Annotated in this window: 12 protein-coding genes; 7 read left to right on the forward strand and 5 right to left on the reverse strand. The window is 66.2% G+C overall.

Features of this window, described 5'->3' with window-relative positions; translation table 11 throughout:
- Window positions 1–3 precede the first annotated feature (3 nt).
- The 4 genes from ABIC65_RS02090 to ABIC65_RS02105 form a co-directional block, all read right to left on the reverse strand.
- On the reverse strand, window positions 4–387 hold the full coding sequence (locus ABIC65_RS02090; RefSeq protein ID WP_354306530.1) for a hypothetical protein: 384 nt from the start codon (window positions 385–387) through the stop codon (window positions 4–6).
- On the reverse strand, window positions 377–772 hold the full coding sequence (locus tag ABIC65_RS02095) for a hypothetical protein (RefSeq protein ID WP_354307757.1): 396 nt from the start codon (window positions 770–772) through the stop codon (window positions 377–379). Before ABIC65_RS02095 ends, ABIC65_RS02090 begins: the two co-directional genes overlap by 11 nt.
- Window positions 658–1,326 (reverse strand): hypothetical protein, encoded by a 669-nt coding sequence (locus tag ABIC65_RS02100; RefSeq protein WP_354306531.1) that lies wholly within the window; start codon window positions 1,324–1,326, stop codon window positions 658–660. Before ABIC65_RS02100 ends, ABIC65_RS02095 begins: the two co-directional genes overlap by 115 nt.
- Before the next feature lie 412 nt (window positions 1,327–1,738).
- Window positions 1,739–2,209, reverse strand: a complete 471-nt coding sequence (locus ABIC65_RS02105; protein WP_354306532.1) for an Hsp20 family protein — start codon at window positions 2,207–2,209, stop codon at window positions 1,739–1,741.
- Window positions 2,210–2,436: 227 nt separating this feature from the next.
- Here ABIC65_RS02105 and ABIC65_RS02110 point away from each other — a divergent pair, with 227 nt between their 5' ends.
- From ABIC65_RS02110 to ABIC65_RS02140, 7 genes are all read left to right on the forward strand, one after another.
- A complete protein-coding gene (locus tag ABIC65_RS02110) occupies window positions 2,437–4,812 on the forward strand; it encodes a TonB-dependent receptor (RefSeq protein ID WP_354306533.1) in 2,376 nt (791 codons plus the stop codon).
- Between the two features lie 593 nt (window positions 4,813–5,405).
- Window positions 5,406–6,656, forward strand: a complete 1,251-nt coding sequence (locus tag ABIC65_RS02115) for a lipoprotein-releasing ABC transporter permease subunit (protein ID WP_354306534.1) — start codon at window positions 5,406–5,408, stop codon at window positions 6,654–6,656.
- Window positions 6,649–7,332: an ABC transporter ATP-binding protein gene (locus ABIC65_RS02120; protein ID WP_354306535.1), complete on the forward strand. Its 684-nt coding sequence runs from the start codon at window positions 6,649–6,651 to the stop codon at window positions 7,330–7,332. The genes ABIC65_RS02115 and ABIC65_RS02120 overlap by 8 nt, the downstream gene beginning before the upstream one ends.
- Entirely contained in the window at window positions 7,329–7,811 is a 483-nt protein-coding gene (locus ABIC65_RS02125) for a glutathione peroxidase (RefSeq protein WP_354306536.1), read from the forward strand. Before ABIC65_RS02120 ends, ABIC65_RS02125 begins: the two co-directional genes overlap by 4 nt.
- A gap of 197 nt (window positions 7,812–8,008) precedes the next feature.
- Complete coding sequence (dnaE, locus tag ABIC65_RS02130) at window positions 8,009–11,488, forward strand: DNA polymerase III subunit alpha (protein ID WP_354306537.1); 3,480 nt, start codon at window positions 8,009–8,011, stop codon at window positions 11,486–11,488.
- 106 nt (window positions 11,489–11,594) lie between these two features.
- Window positions 11,595–12,455, forward strand: a complete 861-nt coding sequence (locus ABIC65_RS02135) for a hypothetical protein (RefSeq protein WP_354306538.1) — start codon at window positions 11,595–11,597, stop codon at window positions 12,453–12,455.
- 280 nt (window positions 12,456–12,735) lie between these two features.
- The gene (locus ABIC65_RS02140) at window positions 12,736–14,328 is read left to right on the forward strand and encodes a long-chain fatty acid--CoA ligase (RefSeq protein WP_354307758.1); all 1,593 of its coding nucleotides are present in this window, start codon (window positions 12,736–12,738) and stop codon (window positions 14,326–14,328) included.
- A 151-nt stretch (window positions 14,329–14,479) separates the two neighbouring features.
- Here ABIC65_RS02140 and ABIC65_RS02145 read toward each other — a convergent pair whose 3' ends face one another.
- Window positions 14,480–17,092, reverse strand: a complete 2,613-nt coding sequence (locus tag ABIC65_RS02145; RefSeq protein WP_354306539.1) for a M1 family metallopeptidase — start codon at window positions 17,090–17,092, stop codon at window positions 14,480–14,482.
- Window positions 17,093–17,099: the final 7 nt, after the last annotated feature.

Consider the following 17,099-nt stretch of genomic DNA (forward strand, 5'->3'; position numbering starts at 1 on the left):
ACCTTACCGAACCCGGAAGCTGGTGGAGATTTGCGGAAGCCCACCGTCCACAAACACCATATACTCTCCGGGCGCTAGACGTGCAGCCTTCGAGGTCACTTCAAATTCGGGCGGGACTTGCGGAAATCGGACTTCATAGCGGCACTGTAAGCCATCTGTTGCTGGTCGTGCCGCAATTTTCCAGACCGGCGTCGTCCGCCTGCCGTTGCCGACGCGGCCAATCTCGAGCGCGTTGAGGCAAAACCCTTTGCGGCCGCTCTCGGGCACAACGAAGCGCACGTCGGATGGGGAAACAACCGTCACATCGATCTTGCCGCCGGCCGTACAGCCGGCCAGCAAAACTGCGGTCGAGGCAATAATCCGGGAAAAGCTCGCCTTACTTGCCATACGCCCCTGACCCGCTCGACCAGCGCTCAAGCGCGGCAGCGCCGATCGTCTGGCGCTTGCCATCCACCGCATATACCGGAAGCACACCGGTTTCCTTGTACCGCGCATAGTCGCCGACAATCTGACTTTGGCCTTCGAGCGTTTCGTCTCTGTAGGATCGGTCGCGTGTGAAATACTCGTAGGCACCGTTCTGACCGTACCGTGCCGCCTGCCATATGGCATCCTTGAACACGCTGGCCACACCCGATTGCTGATACTGGCGAACATGATTCATCTCATGGGCGAGGGTATGGACACCTTCAGCAGTTCGAGAGAGATCCTGCGCCTGACCGCTGCGAACAAGCTGGCTGGAAGGATTGAGGTAGATGGTGTCGCCGATCGTGATGGCAGGGTTTCCGTTCGAAAGGCACCCGCGGCGATAAGGTTTCCATTGCTGCCGGTCACCACCGTTACATTGGCCAGGTCGATGCTTTTGCCGAAAATACGCTGCACCGCGGTTACCTCGCTCGCCTGGAGGGTGCGGCCATTGTCACCGACGTTGACCTGACCGGCCTCCAACCTAGCTGTCGCGCGGGCGTCGATCACCTTCATGAACACGTCGTCCGCTGCCGCTTGCGGCATGGGTTGGCCCCGCGTCTGCATCGCGAACAGCCGTTGCCGCTCTTCCATGCGGTCGCGCGCAAATGCCACGTCTTGATCCGTCACCAATCCCTCGGCCTTGAGCGTGCCGGCGGCGGACACTGCCTCACGAGACTGTGCCGTGGGCGCTATCAGGAACTCACCTGCGGCTAGTGCTGCCTCGAACCGGGCAGCATCTACCGGCGGTAAGCGTTGCGCAATCTCGTGGCCGACGGCGGTGTATGTTTCGAGATCGGGGAGGTTCAGGTCACGGAGCTCGGCGGCAAGACGATCGGCACCACCGCCTTCTGCTCGCGACAAAACAGCTTCTGCCGCCTAACGGACCGTATTTGGTCCGTTGAAGATGCCCGAGGCAACACCGGTCAGGCTTTGGATCAAGGTCATAGCGTCCTCCTCTGCCAACCCTGTTTTAAGCCTCTGGGAAGCCCTAGCCATACTCGAAACGTTTAGGTCTGCGGCAGTGCGAGCGCGGTCCCGCGCTCTTTCGAGAAGCCCGAATGCGGCGCACCGCGAAGGAAGCGCTCCCTTTCGGCTGGGTGGGGCATGGGCACAAGGAGATCAGCTTCATTTAGCCGATCAAGTCAGGATCTTCATCGTGACCAGCGTTCGAACGCTTGGGGATCTCTCCCAAAAGAAAAGGCGCCCGGGCCGAAGCCCGGGCGCCCCGTCGCGGCGCCTAAGGGAGGGGGACGCCGCGAGCTCTCAGGCTCGGTTACGCTGCGTTGGCCGTGCGATGGTCGATCGCGGCCGGCTCGCTGCCGGTACCCACCTGGATCTTCTTGGGCTTCATCGCCTCGGGCACTTCGCGCAGCAGTTCGATCGTCAGCAGGCCATCGGCCAGGTTCGCATTCTCCACCCGCACGAAATCGGCGAGTTCGAAGCGGCGCTCGAAGCTGCGGTTGGCGATGCCCAGGTGCAGATAATTGCCCTGGTTGTTCTCATTCTCCCCGGCCTTCTTGCCGGCGACCAGCAGCAGGTTCTGCTGCGCGGTGATGTCGATTTCCTCGGGCTTGAAGCCGGCCACCGCGATGGTGATGCGATAGCGGTCTTCGGCAAGACGCTCGAGGTTGAAGGGGGGATAGTTTTCCGAATTCGCCTGGCGAGCGCTGGCTTCGAGCATGTCGAACAGCCGGTCGAACCCGATCGCCGAGCGACGGAAGGGAGTAAAGTCGAGTTGACGCATCTTCAGATTCTCCTGTGAGCAATTTGAACGTCATGGATCTCGATGTCCGGCCAACTGCCGCGACACCGGTGCGAAGCCCTTTTCGGCGCCTCGCCACGCTGATCTGGTGTTGCGGCTTGCAGTTTCAAGAGGTGCCCCAATCCCGGCTAGGCGGGCCTAAACATCTCCTTCCTCGCTAAACCCCATCGACGCAGTGGAGATTGGGGCCAACGAACTAGGGGAACACCATGAGCTTGCCGCTGATTCCGCTGCTGCTGTTATCCAGCGCGATGCCTGCCGCGCACGATCCCGACGTGCCGGCACCCGCCGCCGCGGAACCGCAGCAGCGTCAGGACGGCGACATCGTCGTGACCGCCCGGCGCCGCGAGGAGCGGGTCCAGGAAGTGCCGGTCGCGATCTCGGTGCTGAGCGGCGCGACGCTGGCGGAGGCGGGGGCGTTCAACGTGTCCCGCATCCAGCAGTCGCAGCCGGCGCTGCAATTCTATTCGAGCAACCCGCGCAACACCGCGATCAACATTCGCGGCCTCGGCGCGCCGTTCGGCCTCACCAATGACGGGATCGAGCAGGGCGTCGGCTTCTATGTCGACGGGGTCTATATCGGCCGGGTCGGCGCCTCGACCTTCGACTTCGTCGATGTCGAGCGCGTCGAGGTGCTGCGCGGGCCGCAGGGCACGCTCTACGGCAAGAACACCACGGCGGGCGCGATCAACATCACCACGCGCAAGCCGAGCTTCACCCCCGAGGTGCGCTACGAGGTGAGCGCCGGCAACTACAACTTCCTCCAGATCAAGGGCTCGGCCTCGGCACCGATTGCCGACGACAAGTTGGCGGTGCGGCTGTCGACCTCGGTGACCAAGCGCCAGGGCACGATCTACGACACCAAGTCGGACAGCAACCTTCACCGCCTCGACAATTACGGGGTGCGCGGCCAGCTGCTGTGGCGCGCGGCGCCCAATCTCGACCTGACGCTGTCGGGCGACTTCAACCTGCAGAACCCTTTGTGCTGCGTACAATACTACGTCCGCACCGGCGCGACCCAGCGGCCGCTCAACCGGCAATATGCCGCGCTGGCGGCGGCGTTCGGCTACAAGCCGCCGAGCACCGATCCGTTCGACCGCCGCACCGATCTGGATGCCGACATCAACTCGCGCCAGGAGATCGGCGGCGCCTCGCTGGTGGCGAACTGGGACCTGGGCCCGGCGACGATCACCTCGGTCAGCGCCTGGCGCTATTGGGACTGGCAGCCGGCGAACGACCGCGACTTCGTCGGGCTGCCGATCACCACCGTGTCGCAGAACCCGTCGCAGCAGAAGCAGGTGACGCAGGAACTGAGGATCGCGTCGAACGGCAAGAACAAGCTTGATTACACCGCGGGCGTGTTCGTCTTCCACCAGACGATCGACACGCAGGGCTCGCAGGTGCAGGGCCCGGCGGCGAGCCGCTGGCTGCTCAACCCGACCAGCGCAGCGGCGAACAATCCCGCGACGCTTAACGGGCTGACCTCGAAGAACACGATCGGGTTCGACAACACCAGCTTCGCGGTGTTCGGAAAGCTCAACTGGGAAGTGGTGCCCAAGCTGCGATTCCAGCCCGGCCTGCGGGTGAACTACGACAAGAAGACCGGATCCTACCTCGCGGTCGTCACCAACGGCGCGGGCAGCACCAATCTCACCGCCGACCAGCGCGGGGTGCTGGCGCCGCAGAATTATTCGGCGCGGTTCAGCGACTGGAACGTCTCGGGCGACGCGACGCTTTCCTATGACGTCGCGCGCGACGTGCATGGCTATGCAACCTATGCGCGCAGCTTCAAGTCGGGCGGCATAAACCTGTCCGGGCTGCCGCTCGATGCGAACAACAACCCGATCCTCGGCGCCGCCTCGGTCAAGCCGGAGAAGGTCAACCATTTCGAGCTGGGCCTGAAGACGCAGTTCCTCGACCGCCGCGCGACCTTCAATCTCGCCGGCTTCTGGACCGAGGTGAAGGACTATCAGGCGACCGTGACCAACGGCCAGCTCGGGGTGATCCGCGGCTATCTCGCCAATGCCGACAAGGTGCGGGTGCGCGGCGTCGAGTTCGATTCGAACTTCCAGCCGACCGATCGCTTCAAGGTCTACGTCAACGGCGCCTATACCGACGCGAAGTACGTCCGCTTCCGCGACGCGCCGTGCCCGCCCGAGCTGGCGGGCGGCACCACCGGCGCGACGCCGAGCGCGCCGGGCACGCCGGGCGGGGTGAGCCCGGCCAATTGCGACATTTCGGGCCAGGTGCTGCCGGGTATCTCGAAATGGGCGCTGGGCTTCGGCGGCGAGGTGAACGTGCCGGTGCAGGAGGGGCAGGTCTATCTCGGCTATGATGGCAGCTGGCGTTCGCGCTTCTCGTCCAACCCGTCGCCTTCGGCCTATACTTGGATCGACGGCTATGCGCTGTCCAGCTTCCGGCTCGGCTATCGCAAGGGCAAGGTGAACGCCTTCGCCTGGGTGCGGAACGCCTTCGACAAGCGCTATTTCGAGCTGCTCTCGGTGCAGTCGGGCAATACCGGGCTGATCGTCGGCCAGCCGGGCGACCCGCGCACCTGGGGTTTCACGATCAGCGGCTCGTTCTGATCGTGACACGCACTGGCCTCCCGCCTTGGCCGGGGGAGGTTAGCGGGCGGGGCGGGGCGACCTGCTCCGCCCGATACGCCTTAGATATCTGCCAGCGTGTTGCATGCGGGCGCGGCTTTCCACCCGCGTCAGCCCGGCGAAAGCCGGGATCCATTCGCCTATCGGTCGAAGAAGAGCGGATCCGGGACCGCAATGGATCCCGGCTTTCGCCGGGAGGACGCTCTGGGGTGAGACCACACCGCGACGGGCGCGCAACAAGTCCACGCGAAGATCGTGCCGAGATGAAACAGGCCGCAGCAGCCCCGGAAAAGCAAACGCCCGGGCCGTTTCCGACCCGGGCGCCTGCGTGACGACTGCTCGTCAGCCCCCTTAGTAGATTCCCGCTTCAAACACTTGCGATTGCTCGCCTGTGGAGCTGGGAACCTTCCCCGAACCGTGGCCTTTTTGCGCCTGCGCTTCGACGGTTTCTTGGTAGAAGGCCGGAGCGCCTTTGTCACCGGTCGACAGCTTGGCGTCAGCCGATTGCGGCAAGCCTGTGTCGAATCGGCAACAGAACGCTTCCCACGCCGCGCAACCGGCCCTAGAGGATCCCCATGCTACTCTCGCGCTACGAGCGAATGATCGCCCGCCGCTATCTGCTGCCCGGGCGCAGCGAAGCCTTTATTGCCGTGGTCGCCGGCTTCAGCCTCGTCGCCGTGATGCTCGGCGTCGCCGCGCTGATCGTGGTGATGAGCGTGATGAACGGGTTCCGCGCCGAGCTGTTCGACAAGATCTCCGGGCTCAACGGCCATGCGGTGGTGCAGGGTTATAACGGCCAGCTGCGCGACTGGCGCCGCATCGCCGACGAGGCCAAGGCGATCCCCGGCGTCACCGCCGCCACCCCGCTGATCGAACAGCCACTGTTCGCCAGCTATAACGGGCGGGTCGAGTTTGCGCTGGTGCGCGGGCTCCGGCTGGAGGACATCCTCAACAACCCGACGCTGAAGGGCAAGGAGATCCTCGGCTCGTTCAAGAACCTCAAGCCGGGCAGCGAGCAGATCGCGATCGGATCGCGGCTGGCGGAATCGCTGGGCGCGTCGATCGGCAGCCAGATCTCGATCATCAATCCGCAGGGTTCCGCGACGCCCTTCGGCACCATGCCGCGCATCGTCCAGTATCGCATCGCCGCGATCTTCGAGGTGGGCGTGTACGATTACGACAAGGCCTATATCCTCATGCCGATGCAGGACGCGCAGACGCTGCTGCTGCTCGGCGATTCGGTGCAGATGATCCGCGTCGACACCAACAAGCCGGAGAAGATCGAGGAAGTGACCCGGCCGCTCGCCGACAAGGTCGCCAATATCGGCCAGATCACCGACTGGCGACAGATGAACCGCGAGCTGTTCGAGGCGATCTCGCTCGACCGGACGGTGACGTTCACCGTGGTGTCGATCATCCTGGTGGTCGCGGCGTTCAACATCATCTCGTCACTGATCATGCTCGTCCAGGCCAAGCGCCGCGACATCGCCGTGCTCCGGACGATGGGCGCGAGCAAAAGCGGGCTGATGCGGATCTTCGTCACGGTCGGCACCACGATCGGTGCGCTGGGCGTGCTGGCCGGCATGATCCTCGGCTTCCTGATCGTGAACTACCGCGAGGGCGTGGCGACCTTCATCGGCCTGGTGACCGGCCAGAAGGTATGGGACCCGCAGATGCGCTTCCTCACCGAGCTGCCCGCCAAGACCGATCCGCTGCAGACCATCGCGATCTGCGCGATGGCGCTGCTCTTCACCTTCCTCGCCACCCTCTACCCTGCGTGGAAGGCGGCGAGCACCGATCCCGTCCAGGTGCTGCGCTATGAATGAACCGGTTCTCCAGACCCGCGACCTGCGGCGCAGCTTCGAGCAGGGCGGGGTGCGGATCGACGTGCTGCGCGGGGTCGACCTGGCGGTGCAGCCCGGCGAGATCGTGGCGCTGCTCGGGCCCTCGGGATCGGGCAAGTCTACCCTGCTCCAGGCAGTGGGCCTGCTCGAAGGCGGGTTCGAGGGATCGATCCGCATCGGCGGCGAGGAGGCGGCGCAGCTGCCCGCCGGCGGACGGACCGAGATGCGGCGCGAGAAGCTCGCCTTCATCTACCAGTTCCACCATCTGCTTCCCGATTTCGACGCGACCGAGAATGTCGTGCTGCCCCAGCTGATCCGCGGCGCGACGCGGGCGGCGGCGCAGGCGCGGGCGACCGAGCTGCTCGCTCAGCTCGGCCTCGGCCACCGGCTGACCCACCGGCCCAACCAGCTTTCGGGCGGCGAGCAGCAGCGCGTGGCGGTCGCCCGCGCGCTCGCCAACCGGCCGCCGCTGGTGCTAGCCGACGAGCCGACCGGCAATCTCGACGAGGCGACGTCGGACCGGGTGTTCGGCGAGTTCCTCAACCTGGTGCGCAACGAAGGCTCGGCGGCCTTGGTCGCGACCCACAATGAACGGCTGGCGGCACGCATGGACCGCGTGGTGCGGCTCCACGAAGGCCGCCTGGAGGAAATGGCATGAGCGAGGCGATCACGCAGATCCCGGTGACGCTGCCCGACGGTACCGCCAGCGACTTGTCCAAGTTCACCGGCCAGGTACTGCTGATCGTCAACACCGCATCGAAATGCGGGTTCACCCCGCAGTACAAGGAGCTGGAGCAGCTCTGGCGCGCCTATCGCGATCGCGGCTTTTCGGTGCTGGCCTTCCCGTGCAACCAGTTCGGGGCGCAGGAACCGGGCAATGCCGAGGAAATCGCCAGCTTCTGTTCGCTCACCTATGACGTGACCTTCCCGATCTTCGCCAAGGTCGACGCCAATGGCAGCAACGCGGCGCCGCTGTTCCAGGCGCTCAAGGCGCAGGCGCCGGGGCTGATGGGCACCCAGGCGATCAAGTGGAACTTTACCAAGTTCCTCGTGAACCGCGCGGGCGAGGTGGTGGCACGCTACGCCCCCACGACCGCGCCGAGCACGATCGGCGCGGATATCGAGGCGCTGCTCTAAGCTGCCTGCAAGGGAAAAAGCACGACCGGAGCGGGAGGTGTGTGGATGCTCCGGCCGCGCGCTTCGTTTACCATATCTTCACATCGGCGAAGGTGTAGATCGATCCGTTTCGGCGGTATCGCTCGGCCGAGCGCAAAAGCTGTGGAGAAGCGCGGCTGCGGGTTGGCAATTGGGCGCGCGCGCTCCTAGGTTCGGGCATGGCGCATTCCGGTTTCGTCCCGCTTCGGGTTTTCTCCTGCTACACCATGCTCGAAGGGGCGATCGACCCCAAGGCGATCGCCAAGCACGCCAAGAACCACGGCTTCCCAGCCATCGCCGTCGCCGACCGCAACGGCCTCTATGCCGCGATGAGCTTCTCGGATGCCGCCAAGAAGGCGGGCGTCCAGCCGATCGTCGGCACGCTGCTGGCGGTGAAGCGCTCCAACCTCGCCGAGGGGCTCAACGTGCCGATCGACTGGCTCGCGGTCTATGCGCAGGACCAGACCGGCTATGAGAATCTCTGCCACCTCGTCTCGCAGGCGCATCTCGATCGCCCGATCGAGGAGGATGCGCATGTCCCCTTCGCGGCGCTGGAAGGGCGGACCGATGGTCTGATCTGCCTCACCGCGGGCGCCGAGGGCGCGCTCGCCCGGCTCTATGCCGAGGGGCAGGACAAGACCGCCGAGGCCTATGCCACCCAGCTTGAGGCGCTGTTCCCCGACCGGCTCTATGTCGAGATCGCCCGCCGCAACAACGAGGTGGAGACCCGCGCCGAGGACAAGCTGGTCGACCTTGCCTATGCGCGGAACCTGCCGTTGGTCGGCACCAACCCGGCCTGCTTCGCCGAGGCCGATTTCTACGACGCGCACGACGCGATGCTGTGCATCGCCAACTCGACCTATCTCGAAACCGACGATCGCCCGCGCTCCTCGCCCGAGACCTGGCTCAAGCCGGCCGAGACGATGAAGACCGATTTCGCCGACCTGCCCGAGGCGATCGAGAACACGCTCGTCGTGGCGCAGCGCTGCGCCTATGCCGCGCCCAAGCGCAAGCCGATCCTGCCCAGCCTCGCCGGCGACCGCGAGGGCGAGGCGAAGATGCTGCGCGACCTGAGCTGGGCGGGGCTGAAGGACCGGCTCGATTTCGCCGGCATCACCGATCCATCGGAAGTGGAGGTATATAACAAACGCCTCCAGTTCGAGCTCGACATCATCATCCAGATGGGGTTCCCGGGCTACTTCCTGATCGTGGCCGACTTCATCCATTGGGCCAAGTCGAACGACATTCCGGTGGGGCCGGGGCGTGGTTCGGGCGCGGGCTCGGCGGTCGCCTGGGCGCTGACCATCACCGATCTCGATCCGCTCAAGCTGGGCCTGCTGTTCGAACGCTTCCTCAACCCGGAACGCGTCTCGATGCCCGACTTCGACATCGACTTCTGCGAAACCCGGCGCGGCGAAGTGATCCGCTATGTGCAGGAGAAATACGGCCGCGATCACGTCGCGCAGATCATCACCTTCGGGACGATGAAGGCGCGCGCGGTGATCAAGGACGTCGGCCGCGTGCTGCAGATGAGCTATGGCCAGGTCGATCGCCTCGCCAAGCAGATCCCGAACCACCCGACCGACCCCTGGACGCTGGAGCGCACGCTGAACGGCGTCAGCGAATTCCTCGCCGAATATAATGGCAACGAGGATGTGAAGCGGCTCGTCGACCTGTCGATGCGGATGGAAGGCCTGCCGCGCCACAGCTCGACCCACGCCGCGGGCGTGGTGATCGGCGACCGGCCGCTGGCGCAGCTGGTGCCGCTGTACCGCGATCCGCGCTCGGACATGCCGGTGACCCAGTTCGACATGAAGAATGTCGAAGGCGCCGGGCTGGTGAAGTTCGACTTTCTCGGCCTCAAGACGCTGTCGGTGCTCAAGAAGGCCGTGGTGCTGCTCGCCAAGCGCGGTGTCGACGTCAACTTGGATCGGCTCGATTGGGACGACGAGGCCGTCTATGCGCTTCTCCAGCGCGGCGACACGGTGGGCGTGTTCCAGCTGGAATCAGAAGGCATGCGGCGCACGCTGACCGCGGTGCGGCCGACCAATTTCGGCGACATCGTCGCGCTCGTCTCGCTCTACCGCCCCGGCCCGATGGACAACATCCCGATGTTCGGCGCGCGCAAGGCCGGGCGCGAGCCGATCGTCTATCCGCACGATCTGCTCGAGCCGATCCTGGGCGAGACCTACGGGATCTTCGTCTACCAGGAACAGGTGATGCAGGCCGCGCAGATCCTCGCCGGCTATACGCTGGGCGGCGCAGACATGCTGCGGCGCGCGATGGGCAAGAAGGTCAAGGCGGAGATGGACGCGCAGCGCAGCATCTTCGTCAAGGGCTGCAAGGAAGTGAACGACATCCCGGCGGCCAAGGCGAACGAGCTGTTCGACTTGATCGACAAGTTCGCCGGCTACGGCTTCAACAAGTCGCACGCGGCTGCGTACGCGCTGCTCGCGTACCAGACGGCGTGGCTGAAGGCGCACCATCCGCACGAATTCTTCGCCGCCTCGATGGCATACGACATCCACCAGACCGACAAGCTGGCGGTGTTCGCCGACGATATGCGGCGGCTCGGCATCGAGGCGACCTCGCCCGACATCAACGCCAGCGAGGCCGACTTCACCGTGCAGGCGAGCGGCGAGGGGCTCGCGGTGCGCTATGCGCTCGGCGCGCTGAAGGGCGTGGGCGAGCGGGCGATGGAGCTGCTGGTCGAGGAGCGCGAGAAGAACGGCCGCTTCGCCAGTCTCGACGATTTCGCCAAGCGCGTCGATCCGCGCGTGCTCAACAAGCGCCAGCTGGAAACGCTCGCCTCGGCGGGCGCGTTCGACAGCATCGAGCCCAACCGCGCGGGCGTGCATGCCGCGGCCGAGACGATCCTCGCGGTGGCCCAGCGCGACCATGCCAGCCGGATGAGCGGGCAGGGCGGTCTGTTCGGCGATGCCGAACCGGCGGGCGGCGGGATCACCGTGCCCAAGGACGCCGTCTGGTCGATGTCCGACAAGATCAACGCCGAGAAGGATGCCTTCGGCTATTATTTCTCGGCGCATCCGCTCGACCGCTACGAGCATCTGTTCCGCGGCCAGGGCGTGCGCGACATCGCGTCGCTCCCGGACATGCAGATCCCCGAGGGCGCGCGGGTCAATGCCCAGATCGCCGCGCTGATCGAGGATTGCCGCTACCGCACCTCGGCGCGCGGCAACCGCTATCTGATGGCGACGATCTCGGACCGCAGCGCGCAGATCCAGACCTCCTGCTTCGAAGAGCTGATCGCCAAGGACATGGAGGCGTGCGCCGCCGGCACCGGCTGCGCGATCCTGACGCTGGAGCTCGACAAGCGCCCCGGCGAGGATACCCCGCGCGCGGCGGTGAAGCGCGTGCAGCCCTTCGATACGCTGGCGGGCACCACCCAGCTGATCCTGGAGATCCGCATCGAGGATCCCACGGTGCCGGCGCAGCTGGCCGCACTGGTCGGCGAGCTGCGCGGCGGGGGCAGGGGCGAAATCCTGCTCCACGCGCCGATCGACGGCGGCGAGGCGACGGTGATGCTCGGCCGCGGCTTCCGGCTCGATACCGAGCTGGCGGCGCAGATCGAGACGATGCCCGGCGTCCAGGCCGCGTCGCTGATCCCGGCGAGCATGAAGCTGCAGGCCGCCGCCTGAACCTGATCGCGCCCGTTTCTCAACTCTCCCGGCCAAAGCCTCTATAATACAGGAGGATCGGAACGGGCGCGCCGTCGGTGGGGCGGCGCGCCTCGGGGGAACACGCTTGGCCTATCATCTCTGCCTGGTGCAGCCCGAGGGCTATGCCCATAGCGGCGCGCTGCTCGAACTTGCCGAACTGGTGTTCCACGGCCTCAGCGATCTCGGCCATCCGGTAACGATCGCGCTCAACGAGATCCGCGAGCCCGGGCGCAACATCCTGGTCGGCGCGCATCTGCTCGATCACGGGGTGATCGATCGACTGCCCGAAGGGACGATCCTGCTCAACAGCGAGCAGTTGCAGGCCGAGGACAGCGGCTGGACCGGGGTGATGCTCCACGCCGCGCGGCGTTTCGAGATCTGGGATTATAGCCCGCGCAATATCGCACGGCTGGAGCAGGCGGCGGGGGCGCATACCAGGCTGCTGCCGATCGGCTATCATGCCGCGCTGGATCGGATCGCGCCGGCGGCCGAGCAGGACATCGACGTGCTCTTCTACGGCTCGATCAACCCGCGCCGCCGGGCGGTGCTGGACGGGCTGGCGGCGGCCGGGCTGCGGGTGGAGCATCTGTTCGGGGTGTACGGGCCTGAGCGCGATGCGGTGGTCGCGCGGTCGAAGCTGGTGCTCAACGCGCATTATTATCCGACGCATATTTTCGAGATCGTTCGCGTCTTCTACCTGATGGCCAACGGCAAGGCGGTGGTGAGCGAAGTCGCGGCCGATACCGCGGTGGACGCGGTATATCTGCCCGGCATGGCGGCGTGTCCGTACGAAGAACTGGTCGGGCGCTGCGTGGCGCTGGTCGCCGACGAGGATGCTCGGCACTCGCTTGAAGTTGCGGCGCGGGCGGCGATCCGCAAGGTGCCGCAGGCCGAGCGCATGGCCGCGATGCTGGCGCTGCCGCTGGATGTCCGCCGCGCGGGGTGAGGGATTGCCCCCTCCACCATTCGCCGCGCGAATGGTCCCCCTCCACCGGAGCAAGCTCCGGTGGAGGAAACACTACTTAGCATGCAGAATTGCGTTTCCTCCACCGCGAAGCGGGGGAGGGGGACCGCGCCGCGCCAGCGGCGTGGTGGAGGGGGCACCCCGCATGTCGACAAACAGGTATGCCGCGCCCGCCCAGCAACAGGATGTAACGGCCGCCCCTCTCGACTCCCGCCGATGAAGGCGTATCCTGCGCCCAAACAGCCACGCAATGGAGAGGCATATGCTGGGCGGCATGCAGGATTTCGAGCTTCGGGTATCCACGTTGCTCGATCACGCGGCACGGGAGCACGGTCCCCGCGAGATCGTCACCCGCTGGGCGGACGGCAGTGAGACGCGCACCAATTGGGCCGGGATCGCGCACGACGCGCGCCGGATGGCGCAGGCGCTGGAGCGGCTCGGCATCCGCAAGGGCGACCGCGTCGCGACGCTGGCGATGAACCATAGCCGCCACCTCGTCGCTTGGTACGGCGCGACCGGCATAGGTGCGCTGATCCACACGATCAACCCGCGGCTGTTCGACGACCAGCTCGCCTTCATCGGCAACCATGCCGAGGACCGGGTGCTGCTCTACGACCGGATGTTCGCGCCCGTGGTCGAGCGCCTCAAGCCGCATTGGACTACGATCGAGCATTATATCTGCTTCGACGATCCCGGCCCGGAGGGCTTCGAGGCATGGATTGCCGCCGAGGACGGCGACTATGCCTGGGTGACCGGCGACGAGCGCGAGCCGATGATGCTCTGCTATACCAGCGGCACCACCGGCAATCCCAAGGGGGTGGTCTACTCGCACCGTTCCACCGTGATCCACGCGCTCACCGAGCTGCAGCCGGCCGAGTTCGACCTCTCCACCCAGTCGGTGGCGATGCCGATCGTGCCGATGTTCCACGCGGTCGGCTGGGGCCTGCCCTGGGCGGCACCGGCGGTGGGGGCGAAGATGGTGTTCTCGGCGGTCAACGACCCCAAGATCCTGTGCGAGCTGATGAACCGCGAGAAGGTGACGCACTCGGCGGGCGTGCCGACGGTGTGGTTCGCGATGTTCCAGCATATCGACGCGACCGGGGAAGCGCCCAAGCACCTCAGGATCGTCACCATCGGTGGCTCGGCGGCGCCGCGCGCGATGATCGAGCGGCTGATGAAGATGGGCATGCGGGTCAACCACGCCTGGGGCATGACCGAGACCAGTCCGATCGGCACGATGGGGGCGCCCTCGCCCGACTGGGACGAGCTTAGCTTCGAGGCGCAGGTCGACCAGGTCAGCAAGCAGGGCAAGGTGCCGTACGGCGTCGAGCTGCGGACCGTCGACGACGAGGGTAATGTGCTGCCGCGCGACGGCAGGAGCTCGGGACGGCTGCAGGTGCGCGGTCCCTGGGTGATCGGGCAATATTATCGCGAGGAAAAGCCGGCGGTAGACGCCGACAACTGGTTCGACACCGGCGACGTCGCGGTCCTGCACCCCGACGGCGTGATGCAGATCACCGATCGCGCCAAGGACGTGATCAAGTCCGGCGGCGAGTGGATCAGCTCGGTCGAGCTGGAGAATTGCGCGGTCGGCTGCGCGGGCGTCGCGGAGGCGGCGGCGATCGGCGTGCACCATCCGCGCTGGGAGGAGCGGCCGATCCTGCTGGTCGTGCGCAAGCCTGGGAGCAGCGTGAGCGAGGCGGAGATCCTCGCGCATCTGGGGGCGCACGTCGCCAAATGGTGGCTGCCCGACGAGATCCACTTCGTCGACAGCCTGCCCCACACGGCGACGGGCAAGCTGCTCAAGATGGAAATTCGCCAGCGCTACAAGGATTATTCGCTCAAGGCGGCGTGAGGGGAGCGCGCCCATCAAGCGTCATCCCGGCGAAAGCCGGGATCCATTCGCCTCTCCGTTCCAGAAAGAACCTGTACGGAGACCCCAATGGATTCCGGCTTTCGCCGGAATGACGATGAATGGAGGGGGAAGTGGGCCCTCCCTCTGATGCTTACTTCCCAGCCATGATCGCCGCGCTCACTTCGCCCGCCTTGGCATCGCGGAAGCGGGCGCAGGTGCGGATCGTCTCGATCGCGCGGTCGAGGTTGAGCGTGCTGCCCTTGGTGGTCGGGCGCAGCTTGGCGTCGACCGCATCGGCCTGCGCGTTCGAGCACAGCGCGCCGAACATCTGCGCGGCCCGGCCCGAGAACACCCCGCCGCCGCCGCCATTCTTCACGAACTCGTCGAAATGCGCGATCATGAAATCGCTGGCAAGGTCTCGGGTATAGGGCGAGCGGAGGAAGCCGGCGACGGTGAACAGCCGCTGGCGGGCATCGACGCGCGGATCCTGGAAGTCGTTGAGGAACCAGCGGGCGATGTCCGGACTGTTCGACGCGGTCACCCCTTGGCCGAGCGCCTGGAACAGCGCGGGCTTGCCGACGCTCTGGGTGAGCAGCGTCTGCGCAAACGGCACGCCCCGCTCGTTGAGCGCGATGCCCGCCGCGACCCCGCGCCAGGCAGGGTCGAGCGCCTTGTCGTCACCCGCCACAAACGCGTCGAACGCGGTCATCAGCTTGCTGCGGAGTGCCGCATCATGGCCGGTGACGGCGACCAGGCCCACCAGGTCCTTGCGCAGCTCGCGCTGGTCGGCCTCTTCCTTGGCATAGGCGCCGGTCGTCGGATCGAAGCCGATCTTGGTCAGCATCGGGCCGTACAGCTCGACGAACAGCTTGCGATAGGCGGGCAGGGCGTCCGCCGTGATCAGCCCGCGCTTCTCCAGGTCGCGCAGGCTATGGGCGTTCTCGAAGACGATCTTGGTCGACGGGTGCTTGGCGGTGGCGCGGGTGAGGGCGATGGTGCGCGTCACCGGGCTGCGACCGGCGTAGAAGCTGGCCCAGGCGCTGTCGTCGATGGCGAGCACCTCGGCGGCGGGCAGGCTGGGGGTGGCGGCGATCAGCGCGTCCCAGTCGGCCGGATCGAGCTCGAAGCGATAATAGCCCCAGCCGCCGGCATTGGGCACCAGCGCGCCGCTGCCCTTGGCCGAGACGGTCATGCTCGGCTTGTCGAGCAGGGTGCAATTCTTGGTGTCGCCCTGGCGGACGCACAGCGGGACGATCCACTGCTCGGCGGGCAGGTTGGCGCCGAAGAAGCCGTAGCGCGACTGGGTGCCGGTGAGCGTGCCGCCCTCGCGGTGCAGCGTCACCAGCGGCACGCCCTGCTGGTCGACGAAGCTCTTGAGCGAGGCCAGCACGCGCGGATCATGCGCGGCATCGGCGAGCGAGGCGAAGAACTGGTCGGTGCTGGCATTGCCGTACGCATGGCGCTTCATGTGCAGCCGCACGCCCTCGCGGAAGGCCTCGTCGCCCATATAGGCGGCGATCATCGCGACGACCTGGCCGCCCTTGCCATAGGTGATCTGATCGAATGCCGCGTCGATATCGCCGTCATTGGGGATCGGCTGGTGGATCGGGCGGCCGGCGGCAAGCGCGTCGAGGTCCATCGCGTCGAAGCCTTCCTCGATCGCGTTGAGTTCGATCTGCAGGCCCGGGCGCCATTCGTTGCCGATGCGATAGCCCATCCAGTTGGCGAAGCTCTCGTTCAGCCAGATGTCGTCCCACCAGGCCGGCGTGACGAGATCGCCGAACCACTGGTGCGCCAGCTCGTGCGCGACGACCATGCCGAACGCCTGCTTGCGCTCGCTCGAGGCCTTTTCGTCGAGGAACAGGATGCCGTCGCCATAGATGTCGGCGCCGGCATTCTCCATCGCGCCAGGCATGATCGGCGAGCCGATCTGGTCGAGCTTGGGGAAGGGGAAGGGCTGGCCGAAATAATTCTCGAGCAGCGAGACGATCTTGCCCGATTCGTCGCGCGCAAAGGCGAGCTGCCCGGCATTGGGCTTGGTGCCGACGACGCCCAGCGGCATCGGCGTGCTGCGCTGCGGCGTCGGCGGGATCATCGTCGCGGCGGTAGCGAAGGGGCCGGTGACCAGCGCGACGAGATAGGTCGGCAGCGGCTTGGTGGCTGCGAACTGGTGGCGGACCAGCGCGCCCGCCTTGCGGCGGCTCGCCTCGGGCGCGTTGCTGACCGCGGTGAAGCCGGGCTTGGTGGTGATCGAGACGGTGAACGGCGTCTTGTAGCCGGGCTGGTCGAAGGACGGGAAGGCGGCGCGCGCCTCGATCGATTCGAACTGGGTCCAGCTGTACCAGGCGTCGTCGACCTTCACATGGTAGAGCCCCTGGGTGCCGGTGCCGAACGCGGCGTCATAGTCGAACACCAGCGTCACGCGGCCGGCGGGCAGCGTCTTGCCGAAGTCGAGCTGGGCGAGCCCCGAGGCGCTCTTCTGGGTGAAGGTGGCGGTCACTGACTTGCCGCCGATGCGCGCGATCGCCTTTGCGACGTGCAGGTCGCGGCCGTGCATCCAGATCGTCTGCGCCGGCGCCTTCAGGTCGATGTCGATCTCGGTATGGCCGTTGAAGCGATCCTTCTCGGGCAGGATGGTGAAATCGAGGCGATAGGCGATCGGCGTCGCGGCATCGGGCAGCTTGCCGGTCGGCTGGGCAGGTGTCTGGGCGAGGGCGGCGACGGGCAGCAGCAGGGCAGAGGAAGCGAAGAGAAGCGCGCGCATCGAGGTT

Source organism: Sphingomonas trueperi (assembly GCF_040545665.1).
Classification (GTDB): Bacteria; Pseudomonadota; Alphaproteobacteria; order Sphingomonadales; family Sphingomonadaceae; genus Sphingomonas; species Sphingomonas trueperi_B.